The sequence below is a fragment of the Psychrobacter sp. TPE 89C genome (genome assembly GCF_055522395.1).
This window is the reverse complement of the sequence record NZ_JBVFXW010000007.1, coordinates 60,681-78,214: the sequence shown is the minus strand read 5'-3', so window position 1 is coordinate 78,214 and position 17,534 is coordinate 60,681. Positions and strand designations below refer to the sequence as shown.

The 17,534-nt window shown below is 41.6% G+C and carries 15 protein-coding genes and 1 other RNA gene; 5 read left to right on the top strand and 11 right to left on the bottom strand.

Annotation, left to right across the window (positions count from 1 at the left end; translation table 11 throughout):
- Nucleotides 1-90: 90 nt before the first annotated feature.
- From ACZW67_RS04005 to ACZW67_RS03990, 4 genes are all read right to left on the bottom strand, one after another.
- On the bottom strand, nucleotides 91-321 hold the full coding sequence (locus ACZW67_RS04005; protein WP_465182251.1) for a hypothetical protein: 231 nt from the start codon (nucleotides 319-321) through the stop codon (nucleotides 91-93).
- A 99-nt stretch (nucleotides 322-420) separates the two neighbouring features.
- Complete coding sequence (gene creC, locus ACZW67_RS04000) at nucleotides 421-2,238, bottom strand: two-component system sensor histidine kinase CreC (RefSeq protein ID WP_465182250.1); 1,818 nt, start codon at nucleotides 2,236-2,238, stop codon at nucleotides 421-423.
- A gap of 54 nt (nucleotides 2,239-2,292) precedes the next feature.
- The gene (locus ACZW67_RS03995) at nucleotides 2,293-3,066 is read right to left on the bottom strand and encodes a response regulator (RefSeq protein WP_465182249.1); all 774 of its coding nucleotides are present in this window, start codon (nucleotides 3,064-3,066) and stop codon (nucleotides 2,293-2,295) included.
- 406 nt (nucleotides 3,067-3,472) lie between these two features.
- Complete coding sequence (locus tag ACZW67_RS03990; RefSeq protein WP_465182248.1) at nucleotides 3,473-4,858, bottom strand: glycerophosphodiester phosphodiesterase family protein; 1,386 nt, start codon at nucleotides 4,856-4,858, stop codon at nucleotides 3,473-3,475.
- Between the two features lie 174 nt (nucleotides 4,859-5,032).
- Here ACZW67_RS03990 and ACZW67_RS03985 point away from each other — a divergent pair, with 174 nt between their 5' ends.
- From ACZW67_RS03985 to ACZW67_RS03970, 4 genes are all read left to right on the top strand, one after another.
- On the top strand, nucleotides 5,033-5,704 hold the full coding sequence (locus ACZW67_RS03985) for an alpha/beta hydrolase (protein ID WP_465182247.1): 672 nt from the start codon (nucleotides 5,033-5,035) through the stop codon (nucleotides 5,702-5,704).
- Between the two features lie 85 nt (nucleotides 5,705-5,789).
- Nucleotides 5,790-6,148: a transfer-messenger RNA gene (gene ssrA, locus ACZW67_RS03980) on the top strand.
- A 258-nt stretch (nucleotides 6,149-6,406) separates the two neighbouring features.
- On the top strand, nucleotides 6,407-8,038 hold the full coding sequence (locus ACZW67_RS03975; RefSeq protein WP_465182246.1) for a long-chain fatty acid--CoA ligase: 1,632 nt from the start codon (nucleotides 6,407-6,409) through the stop codon (nucleotides 8,036-8,038).
- Nucleotides 8,039-8,305: 267 nt separating this feature from the next.
- Nucleotides 8,306-8,479, top strand: coding sequence for a YdcA family protein (locus ACZW67_RS03970; RefSeq protein ID WP_197131400.1), 174 nt, complete (start codon nucleotides 8,306-8,308; stop codon nucleotides 8,477-8,479).
- Nucleotides 8,480-8,834: 355 nt separating this feature from the next.
- Here the strand turns inward: ACZW67_RS03970 and ACZW67_RS03965 are convergent, their stop codons facing one another.
- Complete coding sequence (locus ACZW67_RS03965; protein WP_465182245.1) at nucleotides 8,835-9,632, bottom strand: enoyl-CoA hydratase/isomerase family protein; 798 nt, start codon at nucleotides 9,630-9,632, stop codon at nucleotides 8,835-8,837.
- Between the two features lie 317 nt (nucleotides 9,633-9,949).
- On the opposite strand from ACZW67_RS03965, the gene ACZW67_RS03960 reads away from it, so the two are divergent.
- Nucleotides 9,950-10,762: an alpha/beta fold hydrolase gene (locus ACZW67_RS03960; RefSeq protein ID WP_465182244.1), complete on the top strand. Its 813-nt coding sequence runs from the start codon at nucleotides 9,950-9,952 to the stop codon at nucleotides 10,760-10,762.
- 203 nt (nucleotides 10,763-10,965) lie between these two features.
- Here the strand turns inward: ACZW67_RS03960 and ACZW67_RS03955 are convergent, their stop codons facing one another.
- From ACZW67_RS03955 to ACZW67_RS03930, 6 genes are all read right to left on the bottom strand, one after another.
- A complete protein-coding gene (locus ACZW67_RS03955) occupies nucleotides 10,966-12,030 on the bottom strand; it encodes an HpcH/HpaI aldolase/citrate lyase family protein (RefSeq protein WP_465182243.1) in 1,065 nt (354 codons plus the stop codon).
- 142 nt (nucleotides 12,031-12,172) lie between these two features.
- Nucleotides 12,173-13,354: a cysteine protease StiP domain-containing protein gene (locus tag ACZW67_RS03950; protein ID WP_465182242.1), complete on the bottom strand. Its 1,182-nt coding sequence runs from the start codon at nucleotides 13,352-13,354 to the stop codon at nucleotides 12,173-12,175.
- A 64-nt stretch (nucleotides 13,355-13,418) separates the two neighbouring features.
- Nucleotides 13,419-14,252 carry an HAD hydrolase family protein gene (locus tag ACZW67_RS03945; protein ID WP_465182241.1) on the bottom strand — a complete coding sequence of 278 codons (834 nt, stop codon included), beginning with the start codon at nucleotides 14,250-14,252 and terminating at the stop codon, nucleotides 13,419-13,421.
- Complete coding sequence (locus ACZW67_RS03940; RefSeq protein ID WP_465182240.1) at nucleotides 14,249-14,923, bottom strand: hypothetical protein; 675 nt, start codon at nucleotides 14,921-14,923, stop codon at nucleotides 14,249-14,251. The genes ACZW67_RS03945 and ACZW67_RS03940 overlap by 4 nt, the downstream gene beginning before the upstream one ends.
- The gene (locus ACZW67_RS03935; protein WP_465182239.1) at nucleotides 14,910-16,214 is read right to left on the bottom strand and encodes a phosphoribosyltransferase domain-containing protein; all 1,305 of its coding nucleotides are present in this window, start codon (nucleotides 16,212-16,214) and stop codon (nucleotides 14,910-14,912) included. Before ACZW67_RS03935 ends, ACZW67_RS03940 begins: the two co-directional genes overlap by 14 nt.
- Entirely contained in the window at nucleotides 16,204-17,526 is a 1,323-nt protein-coding gene (locus tag ACZW67_RS03930) for an NYN domain-containing protein (RefSeq protein WP_465182238.1), read from the bottom strand. Before ACZW67_RS03930 ends, ACZW67_RS03935 begins: the two co-directional genes overlap by 11 nt.
- Nucleotides 17,527-17,534: the final 8 nt, after the last annotated feature.

The following is a 17,534-nucleotide window of genomic DNA, read 5'->3' as shown; positions in this document are numbered from 1 at the left end:
CTGATTAGAGTTAGCACAGGGCTTTTTCATGGATGAGTATAAAGTTCTTAAATTAGTGGGTTGCTATCTGATGTAAAGTTGAATAAGTGCTTAAGCCGCTATTTGATAAGCATCAATAGCCACACACCTTTGATGGCGAAACACCAATAACACCTGCTGACTGGGAATGGCGAGCCAGTGTCCAAACTCAATACTATCAATGCCTTGATTTGACAAAATCTGTGCGCAATGATGACGACTATGTCCTAGCAAGCTCTCAATCAATTGACTTTCGATAAGCTTGTTATTAACAATATGGTTGGTAATAAGTGTGTGTTGCATCGTATTTCTATCCTTAATCTGTCTTACGAATTTGAATAACGCTATCGTAAGACAATGAGATAGAAAACTTGTGTAGGAATGATGGAAGTTTAATGAATTTTATTCGCGAGCTAAAGGCAGTGTAATGCTAACCATCACACCAGAGTGTGGGTATTTAACAGCGCTACTCTCGCCATTTTCAGAACCTTCATTACTATGCACGTTGTCAATTGCAACATGACCTCCGTGGTGTTCGATTACTTGTTTTACTAACGTTAAACCAAGGCCAGTGCCTTTTTTGAGAGTGTTGCCAGACGTGTTAGGCTGCTCTGGTTTGGTTTCTGCGATTGATTGCTTATCAAGTGAAGGCTCTGATGACTGATTGGGCTGGCTTGCTGCGCTATAAGTGGCTTGGCTCTGATGCGATAAACTAAAATAACGGTCGAAGGCTTTTTTTACGGCATAGTCGGGTAGTAATTTGCCATCGTTAAATATATCAATAGTCACTGTCTGCACTGTATTGTGAATATGAATATTGACCGTGCTCTCAGCAAAGTGAATGGCATTATCCAATACGTTTTGTAGCACTTGTACCAACCAGAACTGATCAGCAAAGACACTGGTATTTGCCAATATATTCGGCTGTAAATGTATGGTGTCAGTAAAGCGTGCATCATCGATATAGATGTCAATAGGTGCTAAAAGCTGCTGCTGCAATTTAGCGGCATTATTTTTTGCAAGGGTTTGTAGTAATGGTAATAGAGGCGTCAGCTGTTGATTTAGCTTAAAAGTTGGCTGCTCAATCTTGGCAAGTAACAGTAATCGATCAATTAACTGCTGCATTTTTATGCTTTGTTCACCGATAGTTTGGATCAGCATCTGCCGATCTTCAATGTCTAATGCGCTACTATCGAGACCATCGTCCTCTAACAGTTCACTACTGGCACGAATTGCGGTCAATGGGCTTTTCAACTCATGGGTGAGGGTATGGACGTAATCGGTCACATAAGATCGGTTTTCCAATCTATGCTTCATAGATTCAATCGTATCTGTCAGGCTATTAAGCTCATGACCTAAGTAAAAATAGGGTTTTTTGGTATCCTCAGCCAACGCACTGGTATATTGGGTAACCAAGGTAATGCTTTGCTTAAGCCACCATGCCACCAGCCCTGCCAACATCAGGGCAGCGATGCTCATAAACAGCGCGGTAATCAGCATACGATTGCGCGTATCATCCAAATAAGGCAGTACACTAGCGACAGGTTTACCGACGCTGACGATGCCAATCAGATTGCCAGCAGCATTTTTTATAGGCTGTGCCACATACATGATCGTACCATCACGCTGATTGTGATCTCGCGTAGTACTTCTTGCGCCATATTGACCTTGTAGGGTCAAATAGACATCGTTCCAACGACTATAGTCCTGCCCTTCATCGTTGTCAGGGTAAGGCAGAGAGTCATATATGACCGTGCCAGAATGGTCTGTGACATATATCCGAAAACTGCTATAGCTTTTATTTTTATATTCTGGCTCTCTGGTTTTGTTCGTCGCTGGCGTGCCGATGAATGCTGAATCCAGTCTTGCTTGATAAGCCTCCTCATATAGCTGCCCAGACGATAATGGCACCTGCAAGCTGACCGAGAGCAATTTACTGGTATCTAATAACGTGTCTTCGATGACTTGCTGTGCTGTTGGTTTGACATAGCCAAATAGTTGAGTAAACACTACCACACCGCAAATGGTCAACACCAATGCAACGGCTAACCAAATTCTAAAAAATATACTCAGATTCAGTAGTCGTTTTGGCTCAGTCGTTTGCTGCGCAGTGCCAATAGGATGTAACTTTGCATACCAGTTACTTTGATTGGCATGAGCAGGATGACTAACGCTGCTATTAGCATGGTCATCATCGATGTCATTCGCTTTATTGGTCATATTTTTATCAGTGTTGCTTGCAGTTATAGAAAGTCAGTACTAAGTAAAATATAGCTAAGCGGGACATAACGCATAGCCCAATCCACGGTGCGTATGGATGACATCGATGCTAGCATCTACGGTAGCCAGCTGCTTACGAATTGACTTGATATGGCTGTCTATCGTTCTCGCCAAGCGATGATCCGGATAGTCACTGACTGCATTTAACAGTTGCTCACGACTGAAGACTTGATTGGGTGCTTGTAATAAGGTCAATAAGATTTTGCGCTCGGTATTACTCAGATCCAGCTTTTGCTCCTGCCACATCAATGAGTAATTGAGCGGTTGGTAATGCCAAATGCCAGACTGACATTCAAACGTTAATGCTTGCCCAGTCATATTATTAGACGGGTTGTCATTGTCTATTGAGGTAGTAGGGACGGATGACTGTTGAGACAATAATTGCTCACGTCGCCAAATGGCTTTTAGGCGGGCGACCAACTCTCGCGGGCTAAAGGGTTTGGCACAGTAATCGTCGCCGCCCATCTCTAAGCCCAAAATACGATCGACCTCATCACTACGTGCCGTCAAAAACACGATGGGAATGTCTTTTAAGGCATCGATATCAGGCGTATGGCGTATTTGTTGACACAAGCTGAGACCGTCACCATCTGGTAATCCAACATCCAAAATAATGGCTGATAGATCGCTTGCGGCCTCACTATGTAGAATCGGCAGTACGCTACTGGCATTGTCTAGCCATGTAATTTGCCAGCCTTCACGCTTGCAAGTGACCTTGAGCGACATTGCAATGGCGGGATCATCTTCTACCAGTAAAATATGAGTCATGACGGTATACTTATTTTAGAAAAATGTGTAAAAAATGGCTGCTTGACGTGACGGTTAATAGATAACAATCGCATAGATACTGTCAGTGTCCACTCTGCTGAATAAAGTTTGTATTTGGAGCTATGGAAAGACTCCAAAGTTGTTGGGATTATCCTAGCATAAAAGTCCCAAGGCATTTTGTGAATGCTTGTCAAAAGCGATGAAAAATTGATGGAAAAAATGAGAGGCGAACTGTTTTCACGTTTTGAGGTGTTGATATGGCAGTCGTTGATTAACTGAATGAGTCAAAGCAGACGTTGAACTAACCTTTGAACCAATATTCCAGCATATAAAAAAGCCAACCAAGTTGTGACTCAGTTGACTTTTTGGTTATTAATAGGCATTACTTATAAGTTTTCAATACAGACTAGTTTAAACCTTTACAGTTAGCATAGTAGGTAACGGTTGCGGGCCAGTCTGAAAAGATACCTTTGACCCCAACATCTTGCGCCAGTACATCGATATAAGTCATCATATCACCATCATTACTAATGGCTTTGCCTAAGTCAGTATAATACCAGTCGCCACCTGCTGCTAACGGCCCTGAGCGTTCAATTGACCAAGTAACAATATCTAAATTAAGTGTTTTAGCTTGTTTGGCATAAGCAGATGGTATCATTTTACCTGTCGCGTCAGTGGTTACCAATATCCAGGGTGGTGGGGCAATGGTTTTAATGCCACGCGCTTTTATATTGGCTAGCGAGTGTTTCCACGTGCTAGGGTCATTTTTATCAAATGTTTTCCCGTCTGCGGTCTCATTACTATCATCAATTAAGTAGATAGCATTGGTACCAAAATCAGGCTCGTTTTTAATCCAGTAATCCACATCTTCAATATTAAACGACTGCGCAAACACATCACTGGCAGCCACGCCTGCATTTTTATAAGTGTCAATCAGCTGCTGACGATAAGCATCTACGCTATAGCCGTTAAATGGCATAGTGACGGCTGGTGCTTTTAGCTCTGGCGTGTGTTTCATACCTAGGCTTTGAGCAAGCTTAATATGTTCTTTTAATGTGAGTACTTGACCATTTTGTGAATATAAATCAGTTCGCCATGCAGCCGTTGCATTCATATAATCATTGAGAGTGGTAGCTGTTTTATCCGCGGCATCCATTTTTCCTGTGAGGGTCTTGAACTCATTTGCGCTAATGTCTGATGTGCGACATTCAATGCTGTCAGCATTGGTCAGCACACCGTTGGCGTCGATAATTGGCGGTACGGTACACTGTTTGGCTAGCGGGGTCGCCAGAATATTAGTAGTGGTATGCAGGTCGTCTTGCGCATGGCGGCAGACCAGCTCGCCGTCATTGGTAAAAGCCACATCGCACTCTAAGATACCTGCGCCCATTTGCGCTGAGGCAACATAGCTATCATAAGTGTGTTCAGGTAATTGTAGCGGTGCACCGCGATGCGCGATAGAAAAATTGGTTTTGCTAGGCGTTTGCGCACTACAAGCCATCAGCTCGTCTTTTAATGGTCCTGCATCCATGTCATTGACCAAGTAGAATGGCCGCACACCATAGGTATAGGCTTGAGGCTTGGCAGGTAAGTTTTTTGACAACTGCTTTAGTGATGGCTTAATGGTTTGATTGGATGTTTGAGTCAATGTGGTATTGCGTATATCGTCTGCGGCCATTGATAGGGTGCAAGTGGCCCCTAGTGCTATGGCTATACTGACCATCTTAACGGTTTTAAATGGCGTTTTTTTGAGTTGATTGAGCGTCGCCACTGAATTATCTAACATTGTCATGTAAACTGTCCCTACAAAAAGTGAAAAATAATAAGTACAATATTGCTGTCATTTATCCATCCCTTACGTTACCTGATAATTTTTAAAAGATAATGACAGGCGAGTGATTGTTACAAAAATATTTCACTCCCAATTCTCAAAGCTAAACTATCAAAATTGTATTAAGGATCAGTCATGACTGACTATTTAGACGCTGTTATCGTTGAGCATAACCCTACCAATAAAAAAATAGACCGTGCTGTCATTTGGCTTCATGGCTTAGGTGCCAGTGGTCATGACTTTGAGCCTGTGGTACCGCAGCTGGGCTTGGCTGATGATATGGCTGTACGATTTATTTTCCCACATGCACCAAAGCGTGCAGTGACGGTGAATGGCGGTATGGTCATGCCAGCTTGGTATGATATTTTAGAGATGAGTCTAGAACGTAAAATCGATGTTGCTCAGATTGAAGAGTCTGCCCAACAAATCAATGATTTGATCAGCCGTGAGGTTGAGCGCGGTGTCTCTCCTGAGCATATCGTCATTGCAGGATTTTCGCAGGGCGGGGCAGTGGCTTACCATGTGGCACTTGGCTATCCAAAGCGTTTGGCTGGTTTGATGACACTCTCTACCTACTTAGCGACCAATGATAATATCGATTATAGTGCTGCTAATAAAGACATGCCAATTCTAATCGAACATGGTAGTCATGATCCGGTTGTCCCTGTTGTTTTGGGTGAGCAGGCACAGCAATTATTGTCTGATAAAGGCTATAACGTGGCATATCATACTTATCCGATGGCACATCAGGTATGTATGCCGCAGATTCAAGCGATTGGTACATGGTTGAACGCAGTACTTGCTTAGACAGTTGAGCTGTAACGTAATGTAATACAGGGTTTATAAAGGTTGAAACCTACCCACTACCTACTATATAATAGTCGACCTTATTGGGGATGTTCTGGCTTCGACGCTGGTAATGAAACTCAATGATGCATGTCGAGAGTATATGTCCTCTCGTTAATCCAACATATATTGTTATAGTCGCAAACGACGAAAATTACGCTCTAGCAGCATAAACCCTGCTTACTAAGTTGCTGATCACCTACAGTTGGTCAACTAAGTTGAAGCGTCCGCATGTAGGCTCGCCACAAGGGATTGTCTCAATCGCTTGGGTTCAAAAGTAGAGAATCGGCTAATCCATCCTGACTGTCGGATCGGTGCAGACTAAAATTAAAGACAGAAACTAAACATGTAGATTCATGAGCGTAATGCTGGCGGACGCGGGTTCAACTCCCGCCATCTCCACCAAATATTAAAAATCCGATCACTCAATGTGGTCGGATTTTTTTTGCCTAAATTTTAGGTGTTTCTATCTAAAATGACCATGAGCTATCGTTCAGAATTGAAGTATAAGAGAGCAAACATTATTTTTTCATCAATTGAGGTCATAATATTCGCTTGTTTTAACTAATAATTCTGATTATTCTTAATTGTGGCCTATTCGGAGTATCAGATGATATACCAATAAGAGTAAGCTGACGTTCAAACAACTACAGGGAATGTAATATGTTAGGAAAAATGATGTATCAGCCATTGCTGATCAGTGGTCTTATTGAACATGCTGCACGCTATCATGGTGATACAGCGGTTGTCTCCAAAGAAGTCGATGGACAGATAATGCATACTGACTGGCTTAGTGTGTCCAACAACTCAAAACGTTTGGCCAATGCGCTGGCTACACTTGGATTAAAGTCCTCAGAACGAATCGCTACGCTGGCTTGGAATAATCATCGTCACTTAGAAGCGTGGTATGCGATTTCGGGTAGTGGTATGGTCTGCCATACTATCAATCCTCGATTATTCCCTGAGCAGCTCAGCTATATTATTAATGATGCTGACGACCGCGTATTGTTCTTTGATGTGACTTTTTTGCCGTTGATTATGGCAATTAAGGGAGACATCAAAGGCGTCGAGCATTTTATTTGCTTGAGCGCTAGAAATGAAAAGGTTGTAGAGCAGTTACCGAATGTACTGTTCTTTGACGAGTTGCTAGCAGCGCATTCTCCTGATTTTGAGTGGCCTCAACTCGATGAGGCGACTGCCAGTTCCTTATGCTATACCTCAGGCACAACAGGCAATCCTAAAGGTATTTTATATACTCACCGCTCATCTGTACTTCACGCAATGGCATTATGTATGCCTGACGTCTCAGCACTATCTGCGCAAGATGTTTTACTGCCGGTAGTACCTATGTTTCATGTCAATGCATGGGGTACGCCTTATGCTGCTGCATTAACAGGTTGTTCTCTCATATTGCCTGGCCCCAATCTAGACGGTGACAGTCTGGTCTCTCTCATTGATGATTATCAGGTAACAGTCGCGCTAGGCGTTCCAACGATTTGGCAAAGTCTATTGACTGCCGCGAAATCTAAAGGCAGCAAACTTGAGAGTATGACGCGCACTATCGTTGGTGGCGCAGCGTGTCCACCATCAGTTATCAAAACATTTAGAGAAGATTTCAACTGCGATGCAGTACATGGCTGGGGTATGACTGAAACCAGTCCGCTTGGGACGATGAATCAAATAAAAGCCAAGCATAAATCACTGAGTAAAGAAGAGATTAATGATTTGCGCAAGTCTCAAGGTCGCCCGCCTTATGGGGTTCAGCTACGCTTGATAGACACTGATGAGCCGTCAAAGTGCGTAAAAGAAGATGGTCTGTCTCAAGGTCGTTTGCAAATTAAAGGGCACTGGATTATCAATGATTATTACACAGAGAACCCTGATGCCATCACTGAAGACGGCTGGTTTGATACGGGTGATATTGCCACCATCGATGCAGATGGTTACATGAATATCCGTGATCGCTCAAAAGACTTGATAAAATCTGGTGGCGAGTGGATATCTTCAGTGGAGCTTGAGAATATCGCAGTCGCACATCCGGAAATCAAAATCGCAGCGGCCATTGCGGCAAAGCATAAAAAGTGGGGCGAGCGTCCAGTATTGATCGTCGTAAAAGAAGAAGGTTCAGAAATCGACGAGGCGCAAGTATTGAGATTTTATGAGGATAAAATAGCCAGCTGGCAGATACCAGATAAAGTTATTTTTGTAGAGAGTATATTGCTTAACGGTGCTGGAAAAATGGTGAAAAAGGATTTACGTGATGATCATGGCGATGCCTTATTGAATATATCGTAGTATATTTTGACGGCATAAATTCATAAGGTGTTTAGTCAGTGAATTGGTATTGAGAGATGAATGTAATGATAAAGGGCTAATAGTCTATGACTCTTAGCCCTTTGCTTTGGGCGTGTTTTGGGTATCGAGGTTTATATTGATTAATGCAAAGACACTATTTTAAGGTTTAGCATTCATCGACGAAAGTAGATTAAATAAAGATTGATAAAAGAACGTCACAGTAATATAGTTCGAATTTATATTATTCATTTGTTGAGGCTTCTATTTATGAAAACTTGGTCAGCATTTTTTATCTCTATATTTATGCTAGCGCCTGTCATGCAGGCAAATGCAAAGAATACGCCTTGTTCTGGCAAGATGGGTGGCATATCGCATTGCCAAGGTGCTAAGTTTGTCTGTAAAAACGGAAAGATCAGTCAGTCTAAAAAGTCATGTAGCTAATAAATATTAATAGTTTAAAAAGACAATTGATATATAGATTGTTCTCTACGAATAAAATAAGAATGATTTGGTACAAGTATTAGCGACAAACACTGCTATAACCTTTAGCTTTCAATATTTCTAAACCATAAAAAATCCGATCACTACAAGTGGTCGGATTTTTTATGGTTTAGTTTATTATTCCACTGTTTTTCAATAATTAGTTTGTTATCGAAGTCTTCAACTGGTATTTCGACATTATAGTTGATTCAGTTTAAAAGAGGTACAAGGCAACCGAGTGCAGACGTATGTGTGATACTTCAAGCGAGGTTAACGCTGTCACTCTTTTATAGAGGATTGACTATAGATAATAAAACTATTTACTTTGATAAACTGGCTTACGCTTTTCTACAAAGGCCGTGACACCTTCGATAAAGTCATCCGTTTTTGCCATCATGGTTTGTTGTTCAACTTCCATATCTAAGGCTTCATTTAAACCCATAAAAGCATGCACATTGAGCATATGCTTCATCGAGGCCAATGCTTTACCTGGCAACTGACTTAAGCGGTTTGCTAATGCCTGTACGCTTGCGTCTAACTCATCAGCACTAACCACACTATTCACTAGATTTAAGCGCGCCATATCCTCGGCTTTAAGCTTATCACCCAACATTACCAGTTCGGTGGCTTTTGCTGCGCCAACCAGTTGGTTTAGCAAATAAATGCCGCCTGCATCTGGAATCAGGCCAATATTGACAAAGGCTTGTACAAATTTGGCATTATCAGCCGCAATACGGAAATCACAGGTTAAGGCTAAGTTCATACTTGCGCCAGCTACTGCACCTTCTAACTTAGCAATAATAGGTTTATGAATCTTACGCAACTTTAAGCTGACTTCTCCAGCACCTTCCACCATGCCTTTTAGTTTGCTTGAAATAATGTCTTTATCCAAACCTTCAGACAGCATTTCTTTGATATCGCCGCCGCTAGAAAAATTGCCACCTGCACCTTGTAAAATAATGACACGTACTTGGTCATCGGCATCGGCCTCACCAAGCGCTTTTAACACGCCATTTTTTAGAGGCGTACCAAAAGCATTTAGGCTTTTTGGATCATTAAATGTAATGGTAGCAATATGCTGTTCGACTTGATAATCGACTAAAGGCTGCGACATGTTATCTATCCTTGTATAAGTTTTTATAAGTATCTTATGGTCAATTACATATAAGTCAGATACGCAAAATCTACGGTTTGTAGTCCTTTCACTAGCCTTACTTATATCTGAATTATATTGAACTGACGATGTAGACAGCATATTACTATAGCAGTTTGGCATGATTATAAAAGTAGGTTTTGTGGGCGCTCAAGACACATCGAAATTCGATAGGTTATGCTAAAATGCCAGAAGCTGTGTCAGGGGGTTATTCATGCAGATGCTAAAATCCTGAGGGATATATTGGCCTCTCTTATCTATCAAACAAGGAAGTTATTATGCCAATCATTAAAATCAATGATGCAGATATTTATTATGAAGACAGTGCGCCAAATGATGTGCAAAAGCCGGTCATGGTATTTGCACACGGTCTGCTGTGGAGTACGCAAATATATGACGAACAAGTCAAACATTTCCAAGCAGACTATCGCTGTATTGCTTTTGATTTCCGTGGACAAGGTCAATCGCAAATTACCAAGTCTGGCTATGATATGGATGCGCTCACAGAGGATACACTTGGCCTGATTGCTGCGCTTGGTATTGATAAATGCCACTTTGTAGGATTGTCTATGGGTGGTTTTGTCGCTCAGCGAGTTGCAATTAAGCATCCTGATTTATTACTATCGCTTACCTTATTAGCAACGTCTGCTGATCCTGAAGATCCTAAAAATATGCCGCAGTATCGTAAACTTGTCCAAGCCATTCGTTGGTTGGGTAGCAAGCGTGTGAGTAATAAACTCATGCCTATTATGTTTGGCAATACTTTTTTGGCAGACAAGTTGCGTAAAGTGGAACGCAAGCAATGGCTCACGATGCTACAAGGCAATCGTAAAGGCGGAGTGATCAAGGCTACGATGGGTGTGATTGAGCGTAAAGGCATCTATGAGCAGCTTGGTGATATTACAACACCCACATTGATTATCGTTGGTGATGAAGATGTAGCGACCCCTTATGCAAAGGCTGAGCGTATGCATTTTGCGATTGCAGGGTCTAAGCTAGCGATTATTAAAGGTGCGGGTCATACATCATCTGTAGAAGAACCTGAGCAAGTAAACCGAGTCATGAGTCAGTTTTTAGAAAACTGTGTGTAGTCAGTGAACTATTAAGCTGCTACGGCGTTACCTTCCTTAGATGTACTACTTGTACAATCTGCAGTCGGCTGCCTTGTACCCATTTTAGAGTTCTTTGACTGTAGTGTATTAAAGCCTCATTCTTAGGGTTAAACTTCATATAAAAAAGCCGCTATCAAATGATGATAGCGGCTTTTTTGTGACATACATTAACTATCTGATAGCTACATTCGAGAGCTGTATTCACTACTGCCATCATCAATAGTTCCAAATACTTCGGCGCGATTCACGACCTCAGTCGCCCAAGCGCGATGCGTGGCTGGCTCTAACATGGTGTTGTTGTATTTGAATACCGCTTTGGCTTCGCTATGAAGTATCGCTTGCGCCTCATCCAAGGTGCTGAGTGGTACGCAATATGCTTGCTGTACCAAAGCGATTTGGCTTGGATGAATGACAGTCTTGCCAACCAAACCTAAGCTGACATCATGGGTCAGCTCCTGCATAAACAGTGTTGGTTGATCTAAGTATTCAAACACAGGTGCCGTCAGATAGAAGCCATGCGGCACAAAGCAGCCAAGTAGCTGATAGGCTAGGGTGCCAATTGGCGTGTCATAGACAATACTGTGTTTAGGGCGCCTGAGACGTAGCGCGGCAAACAAGTCATTGCCACCGATACGTAGTGCAAACACTGGCTGGCTAAAAGCTTCTTTAAAGCCGATGGCCAGTTCTTGATTGTGATGTGGATTGAATAAGGCCGCCGTCTCAAGCGTGGGCATTAATAGTTGCTCGGCACTTAGATTCTGACAAGCCATGCGCCAGTTGGATAAGCTATACATATCGACTTTTGGCATGACGAAACCATCGATGAGATCGATATGACGGTAGTCCGCCAACTGTTGTAGCATCATCGGATTGCGTGGACGAATAAACACCAACGGACGAGTTGGATATTGAGTCTTGATGTCTGCTTTTCTAGATGGATTATTGATACTATCGACATGCGTAGCCCATGTATCGAGCAATGCTTGCAAGCGTTCAAGTGCTAAGTCGACATCGCTATGACTGACGGCATCCTCTAAACAAATAATAATACTGTTAATCGTAGGAAGCTTGTCGCGCTTGATGACTTGCCATATATCTTCCCGAGTTGCAGGCATATAAAGGCTAGCACCAAGCTGATAAGGATGATGTGTGTGTGGTTTAACCATCGCATGACGCTCAGTAAATAGATGAGCGTAAGACTGGGAATGGTTATAGATATTTGCTTCGTTGTGTGGCGTATCTGACATAGTTGGCATCATAAGTAGTGATAAGTAAGGAGTTATAAAAAATAGAAGTTATTATCAAGTGGCATGGCTCAAGGGTCATTACTTATCAACAGCTCTAAGTTCAATAGCTCTAAATATAGCCATTAAAACTAGAAAATAGCCATTAGCTGTCTTTGGTGCGTTGCTTGATGAGAGTGATGGCTTGATAAGGCAGTATTTTATCACCTAATACACTGATAGCGATATCTCGTTGCGTACATAAATGTCTGAGCAGTATCGTATCTGGATGATCGGCAGTTGCTAGCAAAATACGTTCAGGATCACGGCGCAATATGGCCCTCGTGGCTTCTGCAATGGTCGGCTTGATTCGGTTACGATTGTCGATAGCATAATCTGCTGCGAGCATATCGATTAAGTCAGCCGTTTGATAGCGGGGTTGTTTGTATAGTGATAAACACTTCGAAGAATCGGTCAGTGCATGACGTGCCGCATCGATTTGATCGACAAAGGCTAAGCTGTGATCTGACGCTACCAAGTTATCATAAAAAACACTGCGATGCAGACCTGATTGTGGCTCGGTATATAAGCTGCGTGATATGAGCCCTGACACGGTACTGTTCAGTAACCCTGATGGAATCAACCAGTCTTCTTCACTAGCAGCAAGCCAAGCAACACCAGCCGGATCAGCCAGCGTTAATAATGGAATCACACCTTCACCCTGATGAAAGATATTCGCAAAACTTGGATGGCTAGGGTTGCTACATACCTCTAGGCTACGAGATAGCTCTTGATAAATGGCACCTTTCCCTGTCCAACCATCGACGAACACAATAGGGCTGTTTGGATGTGTTTTTAATATTAATGCTAGGGCGACAGAATCCAAACCTCGGTCACGAATGATGCTAATACCGTAGTGTACGCTTGGCAAAGCGTAGTTGCTGTCAGTATCTGCTAATGCACGCTGCAACAGTACCCCAATCGGTAAACCTGCACGTACTAAGCTGACCAAAACTAATGGATTCTCAGTATTAACGGTTTGTTCAAAAGTACCTTGTAATGTATAAGCCAAGTTAGCGATATCAGTCGCAGTTCTGTTTGTGCCTTGCTCTAGCGCCTGATGATATAGTTGTTCATGCATCGCTGTTGGTGCATCTTCTAACGTCAACATATCAGAATAGTGACGCTGGCCACTTTGGATAAGCGCTTCTTTTTGGCTGACAGGTACATCAGCCACGGCATCTTTATCAACGATATCGAGCAGAACGGTCACATCACTGGCAAAGTAACTGCCTGAACCGTAACTTTGTAAATCGGCTATTTTTGTATTGAGGTTATGTGAAATCATGATAGCAATATTGTCACTCATTATAGAAAAAGGTGAGGGTCGTGAGAATGAATAACCTAGCCTATCACAAAGGCTGTAACTGCGATTGTAATTGCGAGTGTAGTTGACCATGATTGGGCATCCCATACCAGTCTAGCAGTTGCAGAAATGGCAAGTCTGCTAGGCTGTCACCAAAGCCAAAACTAGGTCGCTGACTGTCTAAATGATGCTCTAATAAAAACTTTACAGCATGATGCTTATGCACGGCACGCGGCAATATCGCTAGATTATTTGCATTCACGTGTACATAAAAATCTTGATCAAAATCACGTATCAGCGTTGGCAAATTTTCAGCCAAATCTATCAATGCCTGATGGTTTTTGTGAGCATGTTTAATAGCTAAATAAATGGTCAATGCTTCATCAACAGAACCATTATGAAAGCTATCGATATGGGGTGTAAATACGAGCTGACTGCCATCACTTTTGCTGTAATTGGCGAATACTTGACTCAGCTGATTTAATTTATCCTGCAATGGTGCAAGCTCGTCATACATATGCTGTTGCCACTGGGCTTGTAGCTTGCCATCCTTGCTGAGAATAATCGCACCATGAGTCAGGACTTGCCAACTGTCAAAAGGCAGCTTCACGCGTTTGATTTCACTACGGTCACGGGCAGTGACGACTACCAACTCAGTGCTGGCAAGTAGCCAATTAAATAGCGCCGCTTGACGTTGACTCATAAAGCTCAATGGCTCGTCTTGTTTATTGACGGTCGCACAAACCAATTGCTCAGGCTCCGTAGTGGGTAAGTCCCACGCGTCAATTTTGCGTTGAGTTTGGAATAGTGTATCGTCTAAATCCATGAGTGCATAGGGTTTTACGATATTTGCATTAGGCTGAAAAAATGGTGTGGTCATGTATTCCTATTACCTTGGTTATCTTTAAATAACGCGCTTTGATGTATGAAATCATCTATTACATTTTTTGTTCTAAGATAAGCTCTTACACCCTCTATTTTCATTAATAAATATATTTCTAAGCCAAAAAGTGGCGCTATAGAAATATAGAGTAATGTAGTGCTTTTGAGAAGTATGAGGAAAAAGAACAACGAAATTAGTATCCAACATAGGAACCCGATAATGATGAATGTATTGAATCTTCGATGATAACGGATCCAATAATTAGTCAGACTATTGATGTTCTTTATATATTTACCATTTTGGAATTTGATTATAGAACCCGATTTTAAAGTGCTAATCTCATATAAGCTAATTTTTAAGTTCTTTTGAGACATTAGAAACTCTATTTCTTCAACCTTGTAATTTTTGAGTAGGTAAAAACGCTTATAGAAAAGTTGCTTGATTAAAAATGGTTGATTACTCAGGCGTTCAAGAAAGTTTTCATCATCAATTATTTTATAAAGCATCTCAAATTGCTTATCATCTTTGGCATCTACACGGTTAACTATGTAATTAAAAGGTCTTACAAACACGAGAATGGTTATAACAATAATTGTGATAATAGCCTGAGCATAATCATTAAGACCCAAAGCTATTTGAGCGCTACTTAAAAATTCAGCCATTCCCATGGCTAGTACCTATCACCAATACATTATCCAAACCTTGCCACATGTCATCAACGCTATCGCTTGAGGTCTCTACACACAGCACAATTAAATCCCAATCACTAGGCTCGACGTTATAAGCAAAGTTGGTCATACCAAGCCCATAATTATCGCTAAAGCTTAGCATGGTGGTAATCGCACCACCCAGAGCAATGGGTGATCGTGTCAAAGCGCTAAAGTTAACGGTTTTTTTAGAGTCTTTAACCTGACCTTCGAGCCATTCAGCCAATAAAAATGGCAGCCACACAAACTCATTACTACCTAATACCAGAATTCGCTCAGGCAATAGCTCTTTATCAAACGGTGCTTGATCACTAAAACTCGTCAATGCTGCTTGAAAATTCTGCAGATAGCGATCGAATCCATCGGTACTATCGAGTGTTGGAAAGCGTCCCCAATTGCCAGTGTTACCTAATGACTGACTACCAGCGTCAGTGGTATCGACCGACGGCATGATGATGGGTTCAGGATTGGGCGCATCCGTCCATTGCCAAGCGCCAGACAATAAGTGATGACGATGAAAGTCAATGTTCGGCAAGCGAGCAGATATGGAGTCGTCTATATCTGCTGCATCTTGATTCTGACTTAGAGACCAGTCAACCAACGTGGTGAGATGCACTTGCTCTAATTGGCTCAGTCCTGCATTGCGTAGCGCCGTAACGACATTGACGCAAGTATTACCCGTTGACGCTTCATCATCAACCATAATCAGAGTTTTACTGGCCAGTAGTTGCGCTTGCGTGATTTTATCAGAGCTTTGATAAATCAGATGCTGACTTGCATGGCTGTGGTCTTCGCTGAATGTGGTCAGCAACGTTTCACTGTTATCATCATTGTGTTGCGCATGACGCGTAGAGTTCAATAATAAAGCATTAGGGTAACGCGTTTGTAGTGCTTGATGGACGCCAGCCGATAAGCCAACGGCCGTCTCTGCCATGCCAATAACCAAAATCGGCTCAGGTAAATCTCTAGGTACTAAGTTTGCCAGATCTGTAAAAGCATTACGCATCGTACTAGGCGCTACCGGAATATGACGGCCTAAGACTTTTGACACAAATAAAAACGCACGTTTTGGGTTAATACGCTGAGCAAACCCGAGTAAGTCTTCTAATTGATAGTTGTCATCTTTCTGCGAATCTTTTTTAGCCGCTGCTGGATTGATTTGATAAGTTAGATCAAGCGTACCACGAGGTAAGGCGATGCTGCGTTTATAGGTTTTATGAGATGTCGTACTATTTTTAAAATCAGTTATCACTTAGTTCTACCCCATATTTTTCACAGAGATAACGTAGGTCGCCATCTATATTTTGATGTTTTGGCACAAACTGCCATTGGTTGCCAGTTCGGTTTAACGTAAATAATATTAGGCTTTTGCCTGATTTATTTTGGACGTCAAATTTGCCTGAGAATAATAATGTATTTTGCTGCTCATCAGTGATATTTAATTCAATACTGGTTTGCTGTGAGTCAGTCGCTAAGCTTTCCAGTTCACTTGATAGCACGAAGTTAAGTTGTTCAATGCTGGTAGGTTGGAGGTTTAGATCACAACTGAACTCAGAGACTGATGTATTATTTTCGAGCTGCTGGTTTAGCTCGACTGAACCATCCTCGCTATGCGTTTGACCATAAAATATCATATCTTCATCACCGCGTACCTTTGCAGTGGGAGTCACTCTAAATAAGACAGTATCGATAGTAGGTGCTGTTGATATTTTGACAAGAATAGGAGCAGCTGGGAAAAGGTTAGAAGTTGGCTTAGTATTAATCGTTTTTTTATTAGCAGTTATAGCGGCTGTTAATGCCTTCAGTATTTTAATCTTTGCCCACATGCCATTAGATTGCTTTCTAATATCATATAAACGCAGTGCAATCATTAAATTGGAAAATTTATCATAGCCATACTTATCGAGTTTGATGTCATTATGGTTTTTACTAAGTTCGCTGGCTATATAAGAGAGATTCGACCAACCATTATAAGCATTAGTATTTTCTTTGATTATTTTATTTAATAAGTTAATTAAGTGCGTTTGTGTCTGTAATTTTTGAGTCGTCCATTGTTTTGATGAATTATTATTAGGTGCTTTTTTAGGAGAAAGAGTTGTTTGCGTAGAATTGCTATTATTCTGATCGGGTAATAAATCTTCTACATAAAAGAATTTATCACAAGCCTGCGAAAACGCGCTAACCGTATTACGTTTGCCAAAGCCAAATACTTTTACATGGTTTTTACGAATACGTAAAGCCAGTGAGGTAAAGTCACTATCACTTGATATGAGACAAAACCCATCGTAATTATTGCTATACAGCAAATCCATGGCTTCGATGACCATGCCTATATCAGTGGCGTTTTTGCCTTTAACATAAGCAAACTGCTGCATAGGATCGATAGCATATTTGAGTAATGCTTCTTGCCAACTTTGAATATGAGCATTTCCCCAATCACCATATATTTTTTTGCAAGTGATATGACCAAGCTTTTCTATTTCTTGCAAAATATGGCCAATATTTTTTGCTGATGCATTATCAGCATCGATAAGTATGGCTATATTTTTGAGCTGAGCTGACATTTATATTT